Source organism: Photorhabdus namnaonensis, from assembly GCF_001684335.1.
In the GTDB taxonomy this organism is placed as follows: Bacteria; Pseudomonadota; Gammaproteobacteria; order Enterobacterales; family Enterobacteriaceae; genus Photorhabdus; species Photorhabdus namnaonensis.
Window position 1 is genome coordinate 1 of sequence record NZ_LOIC01000088.1, and the last position, 17,765, is coordinate 17,765.

20 protein-coding genes are annotated in these 17,765 nt (G+C 45.3%); 15 read left to right on the forward strand and 5 right to left on the reverse strand.

Going from position 1 to position 17,765, the window contains the following annotated elements; all coding sequences use genetic code 11:
* The 4 genes from tssI to cutC form a co-directional block, all read left to right on the forward strand.
* A partial coding sequence (gene tssI, locus Phpb_RS19085) for a type VI secretion system tip protein TssI/VgrG (protein ID WP_122983192.1) occupies positions 1 to 1,109 on the forward strand: 1,109 nt, incomplete at its 5' end.
* Complete coding sequence (locus Phpb_RS19090; RefSeq protein WP_065391743.1) at positions 1,106 to 1,885, forward strand: DUF4123 domain-containing protein; 780 nt, start codon at positions 1,106 to 1,108, stop codon at positions 1,883 to 1,885. The genes tssI and Phpb_RS19090, both read left to right, overlap by 4 nt.
* A gap of 182 nt (positions 1,886 to 2,067) precedes the next feature.
* Entirely contained in the window at positions 2,068 to 2,640 is a 573-nt protein-coding gene (locus Phpb_RS19095; RefSeq protein WP_109396683.1) for a VOC family protein, read from the forward strand.
* A 167-nt stretch (positions 2,641 to 2,807) separates the two neighbouring features.
* Positions 2,808 to 3,554 carry a copper homeostasis protein CutC gene (cutC, locus tag Phpb_RS19100; RefSeq protein ID WP_065391744.1) on the forward strand — a complete coding sequence of 249 codons (747 nt, stop codon included), beginning with the start codon at positions 2,808 to 2,810 and terminating at the stop codon, positions 3,552 to 3,554.
* Between the two features lie 40 nt (positions 3,555 to 3,594).
* Here cutC and cmoB read toward each other — a convergent pair whose 3' ends face one another.
* Together cmoB and cmoA are read right to left on the reverse strand one after the other, a co-directional pair.
* On the reverse strand, positions 3,595 to 4,566 hold the full coding sequence (cmoB, locus tag Phpb_RS19105; protein ID WP_065391745.1) for a tRNA 5-methoxyuridine(34)/uridine 5-oxyacetic acid(34) synthase CmoB: 972 nt from the start codon (positions 4,564 to 4,566) through the stop codon (positions 3,595 to 3,597).
* On the reverse strand, positions 4,563 to 5,321 hold the full coding sequence (gene cmoA, locus Phpb_RS19110; protein ID WP_065391999.1) for a carboxy-S-adenosyl-L-methionine synthase CmoA: 759 nt from the start codon (positions 5,319 to 5,321) through the stop codon (positions 4,563 to 4,565). Before cmoA ends, cmoB begins: the two co-directional genes overlap by 4 nt.
* Before the next feature lie 279 nt (positions 5,322 to 5,600).
* Between cmoA and Phpb_RS19115 the strand changes: the two genes are divergently transcribed.
* Both Phpb_RS19115 and Phpb_RS19120 read left to right on the forward strand, forming a co-directional pair.
* Positions 5,601 to 5,852 carry a type II toxin-antitoxin system Phd/YefM family antitoxin gene (locus tag Phpb_RS19115; protein ID WP_011146358.1) on the forward strand — a complete coding sequence of 84 codons (252 nt, stop codon included), beginning with the start codon at positions 5,601 to 5,603 and terminating at the stop codon, positions 5,850 to 5,852.
* Positions 5,842 to 6,123, forward strand: a complete 282-nt coding sequence (locus tag Phpb_RS19120) for a type II toxin-antitoxin system RelE family toxin (RefSeq protein WP_065391746.1) — start codon at positions 5,842 to 5,844, stop codon at positions 6,121 to 6,123. Before Phpb_RS19115 ends, Phpb_RS19120 begins: the two co-directional genes overlap by 11 nt.
* Positions 6,124 to 6,240: 117 nt before the next feature.
* Here Phpb_RS19120 and Phpb_RS19125 read toward each other — a convergent pair whose 3' ends face one another.
* On the reverse strand, positions 6,241 to 6,636 hold the full coding sequence (locus Phpb_RS19125) for an MAPEG family protein (RefSeq protein ID WP_036775538.1): 396 nt from the start codon (positions 6,634 to 6,636) through the stop codon (positions 6,241 to 6,243).
* A 306-nt stretch (positions 6,637 to 6,942) separates the two neighbouring features.
* Between Phpb_RS19125 and aspS the strand changes: the two genes are divergently transcribed.
* The 6 genes from aspS to ruvB all read left to right on the forward strand — a co-directional run bounded on the left by aspS (position 6,943) and on the right by ruvB (position 12,404).
* Positions 6,943 to 8,715, forward strand: coding sequence for an aspartate--tRNA ligase (gene aspS, locus Phpb_RS19130; protein ID WP_065391747.1), 1,773 nt, complete (start codon positions 6,943 to 6,945; stop codon positions 8,713 to 8,715).
* On the forward strand, positions 8,715 to 9,152 hold the full coding sequence (gene nudB, locus Phpb_RS19135; RefSeq protein WP_065391748.1) for a dihydroneopterin triphosphate diphosphatase: 438 nt from the start codon (positions 8,715 to 8,717) through the stop codon (positions 9,150 to 9,152). Before aspS ends, nudB begins: the two co-directional genes overlap by 1 nt.
* A gap of 29 nt (positions 9,153 to 9,181) precedes the next feature.
* Positions 9,182 to 9,925 (forward strand): YebC/PmpR family DNA-binding transcriptional regulator, encoded by a 744-nt coding sequence (locus Phpb_RS19140; protein ID WP_036806426.1) that lies wholly within the window; start codon positions 9,182 to 9,184, stop codon positions 9,923 to 9,925.
* Positions 9,926 to 10,161: 236 nt separating this feature from the next.
* Positions 10,162 to 10,683 carry a crossover junction endodeoxyribonuclease RuvC gene (ruvC, locus tag Phpb_RS19145; RefSeq protein WP_036775543.1) on the forward strand — a complete coding sequence of 174 codons (522 nt, stop codon included), beginning with the start codon at positions 10,162 to 10,164 and terminating at the stop codon, positions 10,681 to 10,683.
* Positions 10,684 to 10,762: 79 nt separating this feature from the next.
* Positions 10,763 to 11,380 (forward strand): Holliday junction branch migration protein RuvA, encoded by a 618-nt coding sequence (gene ruvA / locus Phpb_RS19150; RefSeq protein ID WP_065391749.1) that lies wholly within the window; start codon positions 10,763 to 10,765, stop codon positions 11,378 to 11,380.
* 16 nt (positions 11,381 to 11,396) lie between these two features.
* Positions 11,397 to 12,404 carry a Holliday junction branch migration DNA helicase RuvB gene (gene ruvB, locus Phpb_RS19155; RefSeq protein WP_065391750.1) on the forward strand — a complete coding sequence of 336 codons (1,008 nt, stop codon included), beginning with the start codon at positions 11,397 to 11,399 and terminating at the stop codon, positions 12,402 to 12,404.
* 215 nt (positions 12,405 to 12,619) lie between these two features.
* On the opposite strand, the gene znuB is transcribed toward ruvB, so the two are convergent.
* Together znuB and znuC are read right to left on the reverse strand one after the other, a co-directional pair.
* Positions 12,620 to 13,405, reverse strand: a complete 786-nt coding sequence (znuB, locus tag Phpb_RS19160) for a zinc ABC transporter permease subunit ZnuB (protein ID WP_065391751.1) — start codon at positions 13,403 to 13,405, stop codon at positions 12,620 to 12,622.
* Entirely contained in the window at positions 13,402 to 14,160 is a 759-nt protein-coding gene (gene znuC / locus Phpb_RS19165; protein WP_065391752.1) for a zinc ABC transporter ATP-binding protein ZnuC, read from the reverse strand. Before znuC ends, znuB begins: the two co-directional genes overlap by 4 nt.
* Before the next feature lie 76 nt (positions 14,161 to 14,236).
* On the opposite strand from znuC, the gene znuA reads away from it, so the two are divergent.
* The 3 genes from znuA (at position 14,237) to lpxM (ending at position 17,638) form a co-directional block, all read left to right on the forward strand.
* Positions 14,237 to 15,184 (forward strand): zinc ABC transporter substrate-binding protein ZnuA, encoded by a 948-nt coding sequence (znuA, locus tag Phpb_RS19170; RefSeq protein ID WP_065391753.1) that lies wholly within the window; start codon positions 14,237 to 14,239, stop codon positions 15,182 to 15,184.
* 20 nt (positions 15,185 to 15,204) lie between these two features.
* Entirely contained in the window at positions 15,205 to 16,512 is a 1,308-nt protein-coding gene (gene mepM, locus Phpb_RS19175) for a murein DD-endopeptidase MepM (RefSeq protein WP_065391754.1), read from the forward strand.
* A gap of 157 nt (positions 16,513 to 16,669) precedes the next feature.
* Complete coding sequence (lpxM, locus tag Phpb_RS19180; protein WP_065391755.1) at positions 16,670 to 17,638, forward strand: lauroyl-Kdo(2)-lipid IV(A) myristoyltransferase; 969 nt, start codon at positions 16,670 to 16,672, stop codon at positions 17,636 to 17,638.
* The last annotated feature ends 127 nt before the right edge of the window (positions 17,639 to 17,765 follow it).

The following is a 17,765-nucleotide window of genomic DNA, read 5'->3' on the forward strand; positions in this document are numbered from 1 at the left end:
TGCCCGGTAAAATCTTTGCGCTTAACGAACACCCGGTTGACGCCATGAACACCCGCTGGCAAATCGTCACTATCCATCATCACGGCAAATGTCCGCAGGCATTGCAAGAACAGAGCGGAGAATCAGGCACTTATCTGCACAACGAATTCAGTTTTATTTCGGGTTATCGAGACTGGCGAGCGCTATACCGTTACAAACCGCTGGCGGACGGTGATGAAATCGCCACCGTGGTTGGCCCGGAAGGCGAAGAGATTTATGTCAATGAAGAGGGGTGTATCCGCATCCATTTTCACTGGGATCGTTATGATAAAGCCGATGAAAACGCCACCTGTTGGGTACGATTCGCGCAAGGCTGGAATGGCAGCGGTTACGGTTTTATGGCGGTTCCCCGTATCGGTCAGGAGGTGATTGTTTCCTATCTGAACGGCGATATTGATCGTCCGATTGTCACCGGTTGCACCTACAACGGTTCAAACCGGCCGCCGTTAAATTTACCCGCTGAAAAGACCCGCACGACATTTAAAACCCAAACCCACAAAGGGGAAGGTTTTAATGAATTGCGCTTTGAAGATGAGAAAGACCGGGAGGAGATTTACCTGCGCGGGCAGAAAGATCTGACCGCCCATATTCAGCACGACGCTTACTGGCATATTAAACATGACCATAAACAGCGCATCGATAATAACCGCTATAGCGAAATTTCAGTGGATGATCATCAGCATGTCAAAGGCTCGGGGAAGTACAGCACCGATGGCGATGTTTCACACCGTATCTCAGGCAGTCAGCATTTACAGACCGGGGAGGCGTTGGTGGCGGAAAGTGGTCAGGAAACGCACCTAAAAAGCGGCGGTAAGATGGTGTTGGAGGCGACGTCAGAGATTACCTTAAAAGTCGGCGGCCATTTTATCCGGTTAACTCCCGGCGGTATTCTGACTTCCCCCAATTTGCTGGTCGGGCAAGGTTCAGCCGGTACCGGGCGTGGTTTATCTTTACAACTGCCAGAGAGTGTAGAACCTCTGCCTGATGTGAAATCTCCAGTTAAACGGATTTGTGCTTTGCAAGCTCAGAGAGAAGTTAATCTAACTATTAATAACCAGGAGGATGAATGAACATTTCCATAAACTGGCAACAATGGCTGACTACGCCTAATAAGCCGCCTGTTTTCTTTATGCTGAATTCACTGGCAGAACCTAACCCGGTGGCGCTCTTTTATCGCAACGACTGGGTAGAGCAGGCTTTTCCTTTGTATAGCGGTACACCGATGGATCACATATTGGCGCAAGGTCCCTGGCTGGTCCAGCCTAAGTCAGGTTGTCTGTCGGTAATCGGTCATCTGCTTGATAGCCAAACTCTGAGCGATAACAGTTGGGGTTGGGCTTATCGCAGTGAGGATTTATGGACGCAACAGCTTACTCATTGGCGCTCACGCCAACAGGTGATATTGCGGGAGAGGCAAGTGATTTTGCGTAGTATGGACCCACGTATCCTCGGTCAGTTATTACCCGCAATGATCTTCAGCGATTGGTCGGCATTTTTGACGCCAGTAAGTGAGTTGATGATCGATGTACCCGAACCGCAAATTTATTATCGGCCTGAAAATTGTGGTCAAGGCGGCAGTGAACAACCCTTTATTTTGGGGAGTCATTTGCTGCATGCCTGGCATCATTCCGACTACGCCTTGAAAGGGAAAGCATTTGTGATCAGTAGTGATATGTGGGAAAACCACGGTGAATTAGCTGAAAAACTGAATGAGCCAGAGGGAAGGTTAGAGGAACGGATTATTGATTGGCTGAAAGTGCGTCTAGAAAATGGAGATGATATTACTAATCTGACCAGTGCAAATTATTTGCAGATGCTTGATGAACAATATACGACCACGGGATAGTGTGTGATGACTAACGTCTTGCAAATTCATGGAAGTTATTGAAAGAGTGGTTGGTTGTGTTGGTGTCATCAAATTTCAATTATTACAAATCGAGAGTATTATTCGAGGCTTGAAACGGCGGCAAGCCTTGAAAAACTCTTGGGCTGTTTGGCGCCAATTTATAGCATCTTAACTGGAATAATATGACATATTTTTCTTCTATGATTGAATTACAGGGTATTGTTGAATTACAGGATTTAGTGGCTGATCTGGCAATATTTGAGCAAAAATTGGCACGGTTCAAACAGCGGCTTAATTTGAGTGTTGAGCAGTATCAGGCAGATCATATCTCCTTACGTTGCCACGATATCTCTGTAGCCGAGCGTTGGCGTAAAGGTTTTTTGCAATGTGGTAGTTTGATGTCAGAAAGTATCATTAATGGACGTCCAATCTGCTTGTTTGATTTAGAACACCCCATTACGGTGCTTAATTGGCAAATTGATTGTGTTGAGCTGCCTTATCCTGGCAAGAAAACTTACTTGCATCAGGGATGGGAACATGTGGAGCTGGTGCTGCCGGTGGCGCCTGAGAGCTTATCAACAGCAGCAAAAGCATTATTACCGCAACCTTTGCCGACAGGTTTTTCTGTCAAAGAGAGTCAACCCAAAGGGGAACAAGAGCAGTTGCCTAATCCTACCTTAGCTATCACTGATGGTGAGATCACCGTCAAGTTTCACCCATTTACATTGCGTGAAATTGTTAAAAGTGAGCACTAGTCGGCAAAATTAACTTTTTCCTCCTTGTAATCCAGATAAAAATTCTGACCTTGTGATTTCCTACAAATCATCGGCAATAATTAGATGTCATAGTTAGTGAATTGAATTACTGAATCGCTTAGATTCATTAATTGCTCGTTAATGACTAGGTGTCCAAGGAACTTCTGATGACAAAGTTAGAAATTTGTTGTTTTAGCGTAGGTTGCGCATTAATCGCACAACAGGCTGGTGCTGACCGGATAGAGTTATGCGCCAGTCCGGCGGAAGGGGGATTAACACCGAGTCTTGGTACGTTGAAGCAGGCTATTGAGCAATTAACTATTCCTGTACATCCCATTGTACGTCCAAGAGGTGGTGATTTTTGCTACAGTCACTCAGATTTTGAGGTGATGAAAAATGATGTTGCTCAGATCCGTGATATGGGATTTATGGGCGTGGTTTTTGGTGTGTTAGATGAAGAAGGGCATATCGATTTGCCCCGCATGCAACAATTGATGGCGCTGTCTGGCGATATGGCCGTCACTTTTCACCGTGCGTTTGATATGTGTTTTAATCCTTATGTGGCACTGGATCAACTCACTCAGCTTGGTGTTAAGCGAATATTGACTTCCGGCCAGCAACAGAATGCCGAATTGGGATTACCCTTATTGAAAGAGCTGCATCAAGCCAGTCAGGGGCCAATTATTATGGCAGGCGCAGGTGTTCGTATGAGTAATATTCATAAATTTATTGATATCGGGTTAACGGAAGTTCACAGTGCGGCGAGCCGGATTATGCCTTCTACCATGACTTACCGCAAAGCGGGGGTGACGATGAGCGCCGACAATGAAGTGGATGAGTTTTCACATTATTGTGTTGATGGTGGTGTGGTGGAGGTGATGAAAGGGATGCTGAGTCTGACTTTATTTGAATAGCCTATTATGAATTGGCCCAATGTTGGGCCAATTTGAAAAATCAGGGCTTACGGGCGATTAGTATCGCCCGCAGAGGGGCGGGATAACCCTCAATGGTTTTATTGCTATCAGTAGGATCAAGAAAATCAGATAACGATTCAGTTCTCATCCAGGTTGTACGACGTTGTTCTTCTGTGGTTGTCGCCGCTTGATCGGCAATTTTCACATCGACAAAACCGCACTTTTCCAGCCAGATTTTCAGCATTTTTGCCGAAGGAATGAAGTAGACGTTGCGCATTTGCGCATAACGTTCACCAGGGATTAAACAGGTATGTTCATCTCCTTCAACAACCAGACTTTCTAATACCAACTCACCATCGGCCACTAGTTGGTTTTTCAATTGCCAGAGATGGTCAAGAGGAGAGCGGCGGTGATAGAGAACGCCCATTGAAAAGACGGTATCGAAAGCAGCCAGTGCCGGTAATTGTTCAATGCCCAGAGGTAAAAGATGGGCGCGTTGATCATTGCCAAGTAACTTTCTGACAGCTTCAAATTGGCAGAGGAAAAGCTGAGTTGGATCGATACCAACGGCAAGTTCAGCTCCTTCACCCACCATCCGCCACAGGTGGTAACCACTGCCGCAGCCAACATCAAGAATTGTCCGGCCGGTTAGTGGGGAAAGATGAGGTAATACCCGATCCCATTTCCAATCTGAACGCCATTCGGTGTCAATATTGACACCGTAAAGAGAGAATGGACCTTTGCGCCACGGCATGAATATCCGCAATATATTGGTAATACAGACTTTTTCACCTGCGAATAGGGGAGGATCACGTTCTGCGATTACGCCATTTTTCAAATCTAATTGGGTCGGTGAAATTGCGGGTAGGTTTTCCAGGGTTTTTACCCATGATTTAAAATTGCCGTGCAGGGCCGCTTTTTGCCATTCTTGCAGTTGAGCAGGAAGGCAATTAAGCCAATGCTGGAGGTTATTCTTGGCAATAATTTGATAAAAATTACCGAAATCGATCATTTATTGGCCCCTTTTATCGCCAGCAGTGAACCAAAGTTGAAACACTGAAACCAGACCTCAACATGGTTAAAACCGGATTGATGGAGGCGGGATTTGTGGGTTTCTACAGAATCAGTCAACATGACATTTTCAAGCATGCTGCGTTTTTGGCTGATTTCCAGTTCGCTATATCCGTTAGCACGTTTGAAATCGTGGTGCATATTAAACAGCAATTCACCAATTTGTTGATCTTCAAACCTGAATTTTTCTGATAAAACTAACACACCACCGGGACGTAATCCCCGATAAATTCGGTTTAATAAACCTTGTCGATCTTGCGGGTTAAGGAATTGCAAGGTGAAATTCAGTACCACCATCGAAGCATTTTGAATATCGATATCAAGAATATCGGCTTCAATAACTTCAACCGGTGTTTGCGCCCGGAAAGCGTCGATATGACGACGACAGCGTTTCACCATTGCCGGAGAATTATCAACGGCGATAATTTTACAGTTTTCAGCGGCAATATTACGGCGCATTGCCAGGGTTGATGCGCCTAGAGAACAACCCAGGTCGTAAATTTGACTGTTTGATGTCACGAAACGACCGGCCAGCATACCAATCATAGAAATAATATTTGCATAACCTGGCACGGAGCGTTGGATCATATCAGGGAAAACTTCGGCTACCCGTTCATCGAAACGCCAGTCTCCCAGATTGGCAATGGGCGTGGCAAACAGGCTATCCCTTTGATGGTAAGGATCTTGATTTGACATAACAGCATTAATTATCGGAAAAAATAGAGGGTGGCATTCTAACAGATGTAAAGCTTGACCTTGAACCAATTTTCTCTGTGATTAAAAGTAGTGAATAATGGAAATATTTGAGGAATTTAAGTGTCGTATAAAAATCATATCATGGCGCGATCAATCCTTGATTTCATGAGTCAGTCAGCATTAGGGGGAGCTTTGGGTTTTATATAAAAAAGTAAAGATGCATTGAAAAGCACTTTTGAATGACCTATTGTTTGTTTACGTAAAAGAGTGAGGTGGTGTATGGCATATCAAATCTTAACAAACTTAGCGGCAAGTATTACCGATTTGAAACGTAACCCAATGGGGACATATTTGCAGGGGGAAGGTGAGGCGGTCGCAATCCTGAATCGGAATGAACCTGCGTTTTATTGTGTGCCTCCCGAATTATTCGCCTACTATCAGGAGCTAGCAGAGGATGCCGCACTAAACAAAATTGCAGATGAACGTTTAGAAAATGCTGAATTTGTCAGTGTGAACCTAGATGATCTATAGCCTGGAATTTGAAAAACGGGCCTTAAAAGAGTGGAAGAAGTTAGGTCATCCAATTAAGGAGCTGCTAAAGAAAAAATTGGTTGAACGCTTAGAAAACCCTCATGTGCCGTCAGCAAGATTAAGAGGGCGAGCGAATCGATACAAAATTAAATTGCGCTCTTCTGGCTACCGCTTAGTTTATGAAGTGAATGACAATAAGATTATCTTGCTGGTAATTGCTATTGGTAAACGGGCCGGAGATGCGGTTTATACCCTCGCCAATGAGAGGTAAAAAAACCAATTGCATATCAACGTCGGAAAGTCTTCCTTCATAGGGAACCACTATGGTTAGAATAACAGGCAGCCGAGTTTGCTGCCTGTTATTTTAGTGCCAGTACTATTCGTTTCGTTAGTAGAGAGAAAATATCTGTTCCCAAGGCAGGTAGTAAATATTCGTCATCACCATTAATACGATTGAAAGATAGGTTGCTACCATGCCTGAACGCCGCCAGTAGAATTCACGGTGGTGCAGGCCATAATAATGCAGGACTCTGCCGGTGAGTAGAATCAAACCACAGACATGTATCATCCAGACATTTGAGCCGTTCATCTCCATCATGACCAGCAATAACATAGAGATGGGGATATATTCCACCGCATTACCGTGGATGCGGATCGCTGTTTGTAGTTCGTAAAAACCACCATCTCCATATGAGACACGATATTGTGTTCTTAACTTAACCACATCAAAAGACAGCTTAATCAATAATAGTGCGCCCAACACAACATAAAGCGAGCTAACCATTTTTAACTCCATTGCCTAACCGAAATTGGCCAATTAAGTTATGATAAACCCCAAAAATAAAACTGTCGCTATAAATAGATGGGAATTGAAAATAAATTGCCTGATTATCAGACATCAAGACAATAGCATCTCATCAGGAGATGACCCGCCCTTATCTCTGAGTAGAATTTCCATTATAATGGCGGCCTTTTTTGACGGTTATGAACTTTTTATGTCCAAAAATGAACTTTTCATGTTCAAAAAAGTTCAAGAACGATGCCAAAATTTCCGCAGCAACAGCACAACAGCCGAGTAAAAGGATATTGTATGCGTACTGATTATTGTGGGCAGTTGAATCTGACCCATGAAGGCCAGAAGGTGACTCTTTGTGGTTGGGTAAACCGCCGCCGTGATCTGGGCGGCTTGATTTTTATTGATATGCGTGATCGTGAAGGGATCGTTCAGGTATTTTTTGACCCGGATCAGCAAGCCGCATTTTCTCAGGCTGCTGAACTGCGTAATGAATTCTGCATTCAAATCACCGGTACTGTACGCGCTCGTCCTGACAGTCAAATCAACAAAGATATGGCTACCGGCGAAATAGAAGTTTTTGCGGAAAGCCTAAATATAATCAACCGCTCCGAACCGCTGCCTTTGGATAGCAACCAGATAAACAGTGAAGAGCAACGTTTGAAATATCGCTATATTGATCTGCGTCGGCCTGAAATGGCAAATCGCCTGAAAACACGCGCTAAAATCACCAGTTTTGTGCGTCGTTTCATGGATAATCAGGGTTTCCTAGATATTGAAACGCCAATGTTGACTAAAGCAACCCCCGAAGGCGCCCGTGATTATTTGGTGCCAAGTCGTGTTCATAAAGGCAAGTTTTATGCCTTGCCTCAATCCCCGCAATTATTTAAACAATTGCTGATGATGTCCGGTTTTGACCGTTATTATCAAATTGTTAAATGCTTCCGTGATGAAGATTTGCGTGCGGATCGCCAGCCAGAATTCACCCAGATCGACGTGGAAACTTCCTTTATGACTGCTGAGCAGGTAAGGGGAATGATGGAAATGATGATCCGCGAATTGTGGCTTGAAATTGAAGGCGTTGATCTGGGGCATTTCCCGGTGATGACATTTGCTGAAGTGATGCGTCGTTTCGGTTCTGATAAACCTGATCTGCGTAACCCATTAGAGTTGGTTGATGTTGCTGATTTGGTTAAAGAGGTGGAATTTAGTGTTTTTGCTGAACCAGCGAACGACAGTAAAGGCCGTGTAGCCGTAATTCGGGTACCGGGTGGTGCTGAACTGAGCCGTAAGCAGATTGATGAATATGGCAAATTCGTTGGAATTTATGGCGCAAAAGGGCTGGCGTGGATAAAAGTCAATGTACGTGCCGCCGGTCTGGAAGGGGTTCAAAGTCCGATAGCCAAATTCCTGAATGCAGAGGTGATTGAAGGTCTGCTTTCCCGTACTGATGCACAAGATGGCGATATTTTGTTCTTCGGCGCCGGTAGTGTGAAAGTGGTCACTGATGCCTTGGGAGCGCTGCGTCTGAAATTAGGGCGCGATCTGAACCTGACAAAATTGGATAGCTGGCGGCCATTGTGGGTTATCGATTTCCCAATGTTCGAAGATGATGGGGAAGGCGGTCTGACTGCGATGCATCATCCGTTTACTTCACCGTGTAATATGTCAGCGGAGGAGTTGGAGCAAAATCCGGTTTCGGCCATAGCTAATGCTTACGATATGGTGATTAACGGCTACGAAGTTGGCGGCGGCTCGGTGCGTATTCACCGTAATGAAATGCAACAGGCAGTGTTCCGTATTCTGGGTATTAATGAGCAGGAACAGCAGGAGAAATTTGGTTTCTTACTGGATGCGCTGAAATTTGGTACGCCTCCCCATGCAGGTTTAGCATTTGGTCTTGATCGTTTGGTGATGTTGCTGACAGGAACGGATAACATCCGTGATGTTATCGCATTCCCTAAAACCACCGCCGCTGCTTGTTTAATGACGGAAGCGCCAAGTTATGCTAATTCGGCGGCCCTTGAAGAGTTATCAATCTCTGTTGTTGCCAGAAAAGAGAGTGAGTAATGGCTTATAAGCGCCCTGAGTCTGTGCTGGTGGTTATTTATTCTTTTTCCAGCCGACGGGTGCTGATGTTACAGCGGCGGGACGATCCTGGCTTTTGGCAGTCTGTGACTGGCAGTCTTGATGGAGACGAAACGCCGTGGGAGACAGCATTGCGCGAAGTGCAAGAAGAAATCGGTATTGATATCATAGGTGAAAGTCTTGAATTGATAGATTGCCGACGTTCTCTCTATTTTGAGATTTTTACCCACTTACGCCATCGCTATGCGCCAGGAGTCACCCGTAATAAAGAGTACTGGTTCTGTCTGGCATTGCCGGAAGAGCGAGAATGCTTGTTGACTGAACATCAGGCTTACCAGTGGCTGGATGCGGATAAAGCAGTAAAGCTCACTAAGTCGTGGAGCAATCGACAGGCGATTGAAGAGTTTGTGATTGAATAAGATTATTAGACGTTTTATCGGAGAACCTTATGGCAGGTCATAGTAAATGGGCCAACACCAAGCACCGCAAAGCTGCGCAGGATGCAAAACGCGGTAAGATTTTCACCAAAATTATCCGGGAGTTGGTAACAGCAGCCCGTCTGGGTGGTGGAGATCCGGCATCTAACCCACGTCTGCGTGCCGCGATTGATAAAGCACTGTCCAACAACATGACCCGCGATACTTTGAACCGTGCTATCGCCCGTGGTGTCGGCAACGATGACGCGGATAACATGGAAACCATCATTTATGAAGGTTATGGCCCGGGAGGAACCGCGGTGATGGTTGAGTGCCTGAGTGATAACCGCAACCGTACCGTTTCTGACGTTCGTCATGCTTTCACTAAAACGGGTGGTAATCTGGGCACTGATGGTTCGGTTGCTTATTTGTTCACCAAGAAAGGGGTGATTTCTTACGCGCCGGGACTGGATGAAGATGCGGTGATGGAAGCTGCGTTGGAGGCCGGTGCTGATGATGTAGAAACCTATGATGATGGCGCGATTGATGTTTACACTACACCAGAAACGTTTGGTGATGTGAAAGATGCGTTAGATGCGGCGGGTTTTGTGGCTGAATCAGCAGAAGTTTCAATGATCCCTTCCACTAAAGCGGAATTGGATGCGGAAACCGCACCTAAATTATTGCGCTTGATTGATATGTTGGAAGATTCAGACGACGTACAAGAGGTTTACCATAACGGTGAAATCTCTGATGAAGTCGCTGCTTTGCTGTAATTTCTATTGGGTTGTATACCCAATGGATTTCAAGATGCATCGCGACGGCAAGGGAGCGAATCCCCGGGAGCATAGCGAACTATGTGACCGGGGTGAGAAAGTGCAGCCAACAAAGAGGCAACTTGAAGGATAACGGGTATATAGCGTAGAGAAAGTGTGCTGTGGTATAGGACACCTTCTCTAACGTTTTTATCTCCTTATATTAAAGGTGATAATTAAAGGCGAATAAACAGAATATGGCGATTATCTTAGGTATCGACCCAGGTTCCCGCGTCACTGGCTATGGCGTGATCCGTCAGCAGGGGCGTCATTTGAGCTACCTTGGCAGTGGTTGTATTCGAACAAAAGTTGATGATCTGCCTAACCGGTTACAGCGTATTTATGCGGGTATCCTTGAAATTATTACGCAATTTCAACCGGATGCTTTTGCCATCGAGCAGGTCTTTATGGCAAAAAACGCCGATTCAGCGCTGAAATTAGGACAAGCGCGCGGAGTTGCGATTCTTGCCGCCGTTAATCAATCTGTACCGGTTTTTGAATATGCGGCTCGACAGGTGAAACAAACGGTTGTCGGAACTGGGGCGGCTGAAAAAAGTCAGGTTCAGCACATGGTGCGTTCTGTGCTGAAATTGTCTGCTAATCCACAATCCGATGCGGCGGACGCATTGGCCATTGCGATAACCCATTGTCACTTTAATCAGAATCTTTTGCGGGTTGGCGATCCCAGATTAATCTTGGCTCGTGGACGTTTAAGATAACGGCTGGATATGCATCCAGCTTTTTTTATGTTATAACCATAAGTAGAACAATCAGTTTTATTTTTTAGGGGGTAAACGAGTGATAGGGCGTCTCAGAGGAATTGTGCTGGAAAAACAACCACCCTTGGTTTTACTGGAAACGAATGGCGTTGGTTATGAAGTCCATATGCCAATGACCTGTTTTTATGAATTGCCTGATGCCGGGCAGGAAGCCGTTCTGTTTACTCACTTTGTTGTACGTGAAGACGCGCAATTACTTTATGGTTTTAATGATAAGCAGGAGCGGGCGCTATTCCGTGAATTAATTAAAGTGAATGGCGTAGGGCCTAAATTGGCGTTGGCTATTCTTTCGGGCATGTCTGCGCAGCAATTTGTTTCCGCCATTGAACAAGAGGCGATTGCTTCTCTGGTTAAACTGCCGGGTGTGGGCAAGAAAACTGCTGAACGGCTGGTGGTTGAAATGAAAGATCGCTTTAAAGGGCTTAATGGCGATCTCTTCAATCAGAGTAGTGATATTAATTTGCCGGCAACGGCCAAACAGACAACTTCTGACGCGGATAGTGAAGCAGAAGCTGTGGCGGCATTAGTCTCTCTGGGTTACAAGCCACAAGAGGCCAGCCGCATGATAAGTAAAGTCGCTAAACCGGGTGCTGATTGTGAAACACTTATCCGCGAAGCACTTCGCGCCGCTCTTTAAGTTACAGGGGTAAGCCATGATTGAAGCTGACCGTCTGGTTTCCGCGGGAGTTTTGCAAGACGATGAAGCCGTTGATCGCGCAATCAGACCTAAATTGTTGTCTGAATATGTTGGGCAGCCGCAAGTTTGTGAGCAGATGGAGATTTTTATTCAGGCGGCCAGATTGCGCGGTGATGCCCTTGACCACCTGCTGATTTTTGGTCCGCCGGGGTTGGGGAAAACAACGCTGGCGAATATTGTTGCCAATGAGATGGGAGTCAATCTTCGCACAACTTCTGGCCCGGTTTTAGAAAAGGCGGGCGATCTAGCGGCAATGTTGACTAATCTTGAACCGCACGATGTATTATTTATCGATGAAATTCACCGTTTATCGCCGGTGGTGGAAGAAATTCTCTATCCGGCGATGGAAGATTATCAACTGGATATTATGATTGGCGAGGGACCGGCCGCCCGTTCGATCAAAATTGATTTGCCTCCTTTTACTCTAATTGGGGCTACCACTCGTGCAGGCTCTTTGACTTCTCCACTGCGTGATCGATTCGGTATCGTACAGCGCCTTGAATTTTATAATGTGGACGATTTGCAAAGTATTGTTTCTCGCAGCGCTCGTTTTATGGGGGTCGAGATTACTGACGATGGCGCCCGGCAGATTGCCATGCGTTCTCGTGGGACGCCTCGGATCACAAACCGTTTACTGCGTCGGGTGCGTGATTTTGCTCAAGTGAAAGGGAATGGCGCGATTGATGGCAATATTGCCGCCAGAGCGCTAGATATGTTGAGTGTAGATGCCGCTGGTTTTGATTATCTGGATCGTAAGTTACTGGTTGCCATCATTGATAAATTTATGGGTGGGCCGGTTGGGGTAGATAACCTTGCCGCCGCCATCGGTGAAGAGCGGGAAACGATTGAGGATGTGCTGGAACCTTTTCTGATCCAACAGGGTTTTATTCAACGTACTTCCCGTGGACGAATTGCCACTGAACATGCTTATCGCCATTTTGGCATGGTCAGAGATCAGGAGTGAGCTGTTTAATTATCTAAAAAATCGGGATGGGTACTCCTGTAAGGGAAACCTATATCCTATGGATTTCAAGATGCATCGCGGCGGCAAGGGAGCGAATCCCCGGGAGCATAGATAACTATGTGACCGGGGTGAGTGAGTGCAGCCAACAAAGAGGCAACTTGAAAGATGACGGGTATATCCCGCTCTCCATGACTGGGTTGTACCCACTCAGTAGATCAATTTTTTGCCTGACTGATCAGGCTGATAATAAACATTACCGCAGCGCATAGCACGACAGATGGCCCTGCCGGTGTGTCGTAAACGGCGGAGAACGCTAATCCGCCGGTGACGGCAAGCATACCAACCGCAATGGCAATACCGGCCATTTGCTCCGGTGTACGGGCAAAACGGCGAGCAGTGGCTGCCGGGATAATGAGCAGGGAGGTGATAATCAACGCGCCGACAAACTTCATTGCCAAGCCGATTGTCAACGCTGTTACCAGCATTAACAGTACTCTTAACCGCTGTATTTTAATACCATCCACAAAGGCTATTTCCTGACTGACGGTGACAGAGAGCAGAGCGTTCCATTGCCAGAACAGAAGTGTGGTGACAATGGTGACACCGATGGCAATCAACCAAATATCTTCATAGGTGACTGACAATAAATCACCAAACAGATAAGCCATCAAATCAACTCGTACATTAGACATTAAACTGACAACGACCAGCCCTAATGATAGTGCGCTGTGAGCCATAATCCCCAACAAAGTATCGATTGCCAGTTGAGGGCGTTTCTCCAGCCAAACCAGCATCATTGCCAGTATCAAAGTGACAGCGATAATCGCGTAAAAAGGGCTAATATTTAACAATAATCCGAAAGCAACGCCCAGTAATGAAGCATGAGCCAGAGTATCGCCAAAATAGGACATTCTGCGCCAGACAACAAATGAACCTAATGGCCCGGCAGCAATAGACAATAATACGCCGGCCAACCAACCGGGGAATAGTAATTCAATCATGAGTGGCATTCCCTGTTATTTTCCAAGATAATTTTCCCTTTCAAATCATGGTGGTGATTATGTTGGTGGCGATATACTGCCAATTGTTCAGCGCCATGATGACCAAACATAGCGATAAATTCAGGATGAATTGAAACAACTTCAGGTGTGCCGGAACAGCAAATATGTTGATTAAGGCATAAAACTTCGTCTGTTTTCGCCATAACTAGATGTAAATCATGGGATACCATCAATACAGCACAATGCAATTCGGTTCTAATTTGATTGATTAGATCATAAAGTGCTAACTGACCATTAACATCGACCCCTTGTGTTGGTTCATCAAGGACTAATAATTGCGGATGATTTAATAGTGCTCTGGCTAATAAAACCCGTTGGTTTTCTCCGCCGGATAATTTTTGCATGGATTGCTGCAATAGATGAGCAGCGTTCACCCGCTCTAGTGCCGGCAATATATCAGCAGATTTTACGCCGGGTTTTAGCATCATAAAGCGTTTGACTGTTAATGGCAGAGTCGGATCAAGATGCAACTTCTGTGGAACATAGCCGATTCTCAATCCAGCGGTGTGTTCAATTGTGCCGGATGAGGGTTCGACAAGCCCCAAAACAACACGAACTAAAGTTGATTTACCTGCACCATTGGGACCTAGCAAAGTCAGAATATTCCCTCGTTGTAAACTAAGAGAGATATTGTTTAATACCTGACGATTGTCGAAGGTAACAGCAACGTTTTTTAAAGTGATGAGTGTTGGCATGCTAAATATATCTTGCGTGAACATTGAGATGTTATAATATAACAATTCTTGTTTCTGTCCACGAGATATTTACATTATGTTACACAAATCATATAAACTAGCGCACAAGTTTCTCTGTAAGGCCGCGATTACTGCTGTTTTCATGTCAGGGACGATACAATCAGCTAATGCTGATGTTGTGACATCAATTCGTCCGTTAGGTTTTATTGCTGCGGCAATAACTGATGGTGTAACTGATACGCAGGTATTGTTGCCTGATGGGGCATCACCGCATGATTATGCATTGAAACCGTCTGATCTTAAGAGAATTAACCAGGCAGATTTAGTTGTGTGGGTTGGACCTGAGATGGAAATCTTTTTGTCTAAACCGTTAGCCAAAGTTCCACAAAATAGACAGCTAGCTTTAGCACAATTGCCAACGATTAAGCCATTATTGCTGAAGAATGATGAAGATTTACATGAACCAGATCAGCATAAACATGAAGAAGGTCATGAACATCATTCTCATGGTGAATATAATATGCACATCTGGTTATCACCAGAAATAGCAAAACAGGTTGCACAGGGGATTCATGATCAATTACAAGTGCGCTATCCGCAGAAAAAAGCAGCGCTGGACGTAAACCTACGTAAATTCAATGCTCAGCTTGCGCAAACTGACAAAAATATTGCTAATATTCTTAAGCTGGTGCGTGGTAAGGGGTATTTTGTTTTTCACGATGCTTATGGCTATTTCGAGCAGCATTATGGCCTGACACCATTAGGGCATTTTACGATTAATCCTGAAATACAACCTGGCGCACAAAAATTACATCATATACGAACACAATTGGTTGAGCAGAAAGCAATCTGTATTTTTGCTGAGCCACAATTCAGGCCGACCGTTATTAATGCTGTGGCGAAGGATACGGGAGTGCGTATGGGCACCTTGGACCCGTTAGGAAGCCGCATCGTATTGGATAAAGACAGCTATATGAAATTTATAACTCAGTTGTCGGAACAGTACATGGGTTGCCTGAATTAAAGTAATAAGGAATTCAATGAGTGCAACAGATAGTTAAAACTATCGTTCTGGTGTATAAGGAGTTACCGCGACCGCATAAAATTATGTTGGGTTCGCTGACTGTAGCAACATTGGTTGTCACTATGTGGCAACCTATTGCTTATCATCATGAACAAGAAGAAACAACGGTCGGCAGCATAGCCATCAATCTTCCCGTAGATAGTGATGAGATTATTGCGGATAGCAGTGAACAGCTACCGGACGAAGGTATTCCTGATGAAGAGACGAACTCCGAGGTCACGGTTCAAACGCCGCATGAATATATTGTCTCCGACGGTGACACCCTCAGTAATATTCTGACCCAATTTGGTATTGATTCTTCTGATGTCGCGTTACTCGCGAGTCAACATAAAGTGTTACGGGGGCTGAACATTGGCCAGCCATTGTCATGGACAGTCAATGAAGCGGGTGATTTGCAAACGCTGACTTGGGGTGTTTCCCGCCGTGAAACGCGCATTTATACCCGTGAAGGCGATCTGTTTAAAGAAACAAAAGAGTTTCAGAAAGGGGAATGGGAAAACAGCGTCGTTGTTGGCGTTGTTGATAGTAACTTTACCGGCAGTGCTTTAAGCGCTGGTTTAACCAGCAGTGAAGCACGTGAAGTCACTAAGGCACTGCAATGGCAAATTGATTTGCGTAAATTACATGAAGGTGATCGTTTTTCTGTATTGCTGTCCCGTGAAATGTTGGATGGTCGCAGTGAACAGAGCCAATTATTGGGTGTTCGCCTAAATAGTGGTGGTAAAGATTATTATGCTATCCGGGCGGAAGATGGGCGTTTTTATGATCGTCAAGGTTCCGGTCTGGAGCGCGGATTTTTGCGTTTTCCAACGACTAAGCAATTTCGGGTATCTTCCCAATTTAATCCTCGGCGTGTGAATCCAGTCACTGGTCGGGTTGCGCCACACAAAGGGGTGGATTTTGCTATGCCGGTGGGAACGCCTGTTTTGGCGGTGGGTGATGGAGAAGTGATTGTTTCTAAATATAATGGAGCGGCAGGTAACTTTATCGCCATTCGTCATGGTCGCCAATATACCACGCGCTATATGCACCTGAGAAAGCTGTTGGTGAAACCAGGGCAGAAAGTAAAACGGGGTGATCGTATTGCGTTGTCCGGTAGCACCGGTCGTTCTACGGGGCCGCATTTGCATTATGAATTCTGGATCAATCAGCAGGCGGTAAACCCATTAACGGCGAAATTGCCGCGCTCTGGTGGTTTGAGTGGTAAAGAACGCACAGAATTCTTGGCAACGGTAAAAGAGGTCACGCCTCAGCTTCTGTTAGATTGAGTTTAATTGTTCATTAGTGACAGACTTTAAAGCGGATGATTGCTATCATCCGCTGTCGTTTTAGTTATGTTCAGAAAAAGGTGTGTTGATATCGTTGATATAACCCCCTGTACATGTGAAATGAACGATCATCTTTTTGTTTTCAAAGAGTTAGCTCATGTATAAAGAAACAGATACAGACAGTAAAGTTGGTTATGTACCGACATTTCACAAATCTTACCTGCATCCTCGTTATTGGGGGTTATGGCTAGGTGTTGGGGTATTGGCCGGGCTGGCTTACCTGCCGGTTAAAATGCGTGATCCTCTGCTGGCTAAAATAGGCTGGCTGGCGGGTAAGTTCGCGAAAGGGGCTCGTCGCAGGGCAAGAATAAATCTATGTTACTGTATGCCGGAACTGACGGAGCAACAGCGTGAAGCATTGATTGATGAGATGTTTTCAACCGCACCTCAACCTTTTGTTATGTTGGCTGAACTTTGTTTACGTGGTACAAAATCAGCTTTAAGTCGGACTCATTGGCATGGTGAAGAGATTATTCTTCAACTGAAAGAGCAGAGGAAAAATATTATTTTCATGGTCCCGCATGGTTGGGCTGTGGATATTCCGGCGATATTACTGACAGCCAATGGACAGAAAGCAGCGGCGATGTTTCATCATCAGAAGAACCCTGTAGCCGATTATCTGTGGAATAAAGTGCGGAGTCGCTTTGGTGGCCGTTTACATTCCCGTGACGCGGGCATTAAACCTTTTATTGCTACTGTTCGCCAGGGTTACTGGGGATATTACCTTCCTGATCAAGATCATGGTGAAGAACACAGTGAGTTTGTCGATTTCTTCGCGACATATAAAGCGACATTACCGGCCATTGGGCGGTTGATGAAGATTTGCCGTGCGGCTATTGTGCCGCTGTTTCCGGTTTATAATTACCGTACCCATCAGCTTGATATTTATATTCGTCCACCGATGGATGATATTGAGGGCAAAGATGACGCTTTTATTGCTCGCCGGATGAATGAAGAATTGGAGCAACTGGTACGACCAAACCCTGAACAATATACCTGGATACTTAAATTACTTAAGACCCGGAAAAAGGGGGATATTGAGCCGTATAACAGGGAAGATCTGTGATTTTAGTCACAAAGATATAAAGTCATTATTATGGCTTGAAAGTTTGTATTGTCCCCCTAATATTGGACATGGCATCCAATGATTAGGGGGCTTTATGACGAGGCATTTTTATACTGGCACTTAAAAT

What these genes read in the sequence shown, in the direction of transcription:
- Phpb_RS19090 (WP_065391743.1), top strand. Translation starts at nt 1,106, where the DNA reads ATGAACATTTCCATAAACTGGCAACAATGGCTGACTACGCCTAATAAG.
- Phpb_RS19095 (WP_109396683.1), top strand. Translation starts at nt 2,068, where the DNA reads ATGACATATTTTTCTTCTATGATTGAATTACAGGGTATTGTTGAATTA.
- cutC (WP_065391744.1), top strand. Translation starts at nt 2,808, where the DNA reads ATGACAAAGTTAGAAATTTGTTGTTTTAGCGTAGGTTGCGCATTAATC.
- cmoB (WP_065391745.1), bottom strand. Translation starts at nt 4,566, where the DNA reads ATGATCGATTTCGGTAATTTTTATCAAATTATTGCCAAGAATAACCTC.
- cmoA (WP_065391999.1), bottom strand. Translation starts at nt 5,321, where the DNA reads ATGTCAAATCAAGATCCTTACCATCAAAGGGATAGCCTGTTTGCCACG.
- Phpb_RS19115 (WP_011146358.1), top strand. Translation starts at nt 5,601, where the DNA reads ATGGCATATCAAATCTTAACAAACTTAGCGGCAAGTATTACCGATTTG.
- Phpb_RS19120 (WP_065391746.1), top strand. Translation starts at nt 5,842, where the DNA reads ATGATCTATAGCCTGGAATTTGAAAAACGGGCCTTAAAAGAGTGGAAG.
- Phpb_RS19125 (WP_036775538.1), bottom strand. Translation starts at nt 6,636, where the DNA reads ATGGTTAGCTCGCTTTATGTTGTGTTGGGCGCACTATTATTGATTAAG.
- aspS (WP_065391747.1), top strand. Translation starts at nt 6,943, where the DNA reads ATGCGTACTGATTATTGTGGGCAGTTGAATCTGACCCATGAAGGCCAG.
- nudB (WP_065391748.1), top strand. Translation starts at nt 8,715, where the DNA reads ATGGCTTATAAGCGCCCTGAGTCTGTGCTGGTGGTTATTTATTCTTTT.
- Phpb_RS19140 (WP_036806426.1), top strand. Translation starts at nt 9,182, where the DNA reads ATGGCAGGTCATAGTAAATGGGCCAACACCAAGCACCGCAAAGCTGCG.
- ruvC (WP_036775543.1), top strand. Translation starts at nt 10,162, where the DNA reads ATGGCGATTATCTTAGGTATCGACCCAGGTTCCCGCGTCACTGGCTAT.
- ruvB (WP_065391750.1), top strand. Translation starts at nt 11,397, where the DNA reads ATGATTGAAGCTGACCGTCTGGTTTCCGCGGGAGTTTTGCAAGACGAT.
- znuB (WP_065391751.1), bottom strand. Translation starts at nt 13,405, where the DNA reads ATGATTGAATTACTATTCCCCGGTTGGTTGGCCGGCGTATTATTGTCT.
- znuC (WP_065391752.1), bottom strand. Translation starts at nt 14,160, where the DNA reads ATGCCAACACTCATCACTTTAAAAAACGTTGCTGTTACCTTCGACAAT.
- znuA (WP_065391753.1), top strand. Translation starts at nt 14,237, where the DNA reads ATGTTACACAAATCATATAAACTAGCGCACAAGTTTCTCTGTAAGGCC.
- lpxM (WP_065391755.1), top strand. Translation starts at nt 16,670, where the DNA reads ATGTATAAAGAAACAGATACAGACAGTAAAGTTGGTTATGTACCGACA.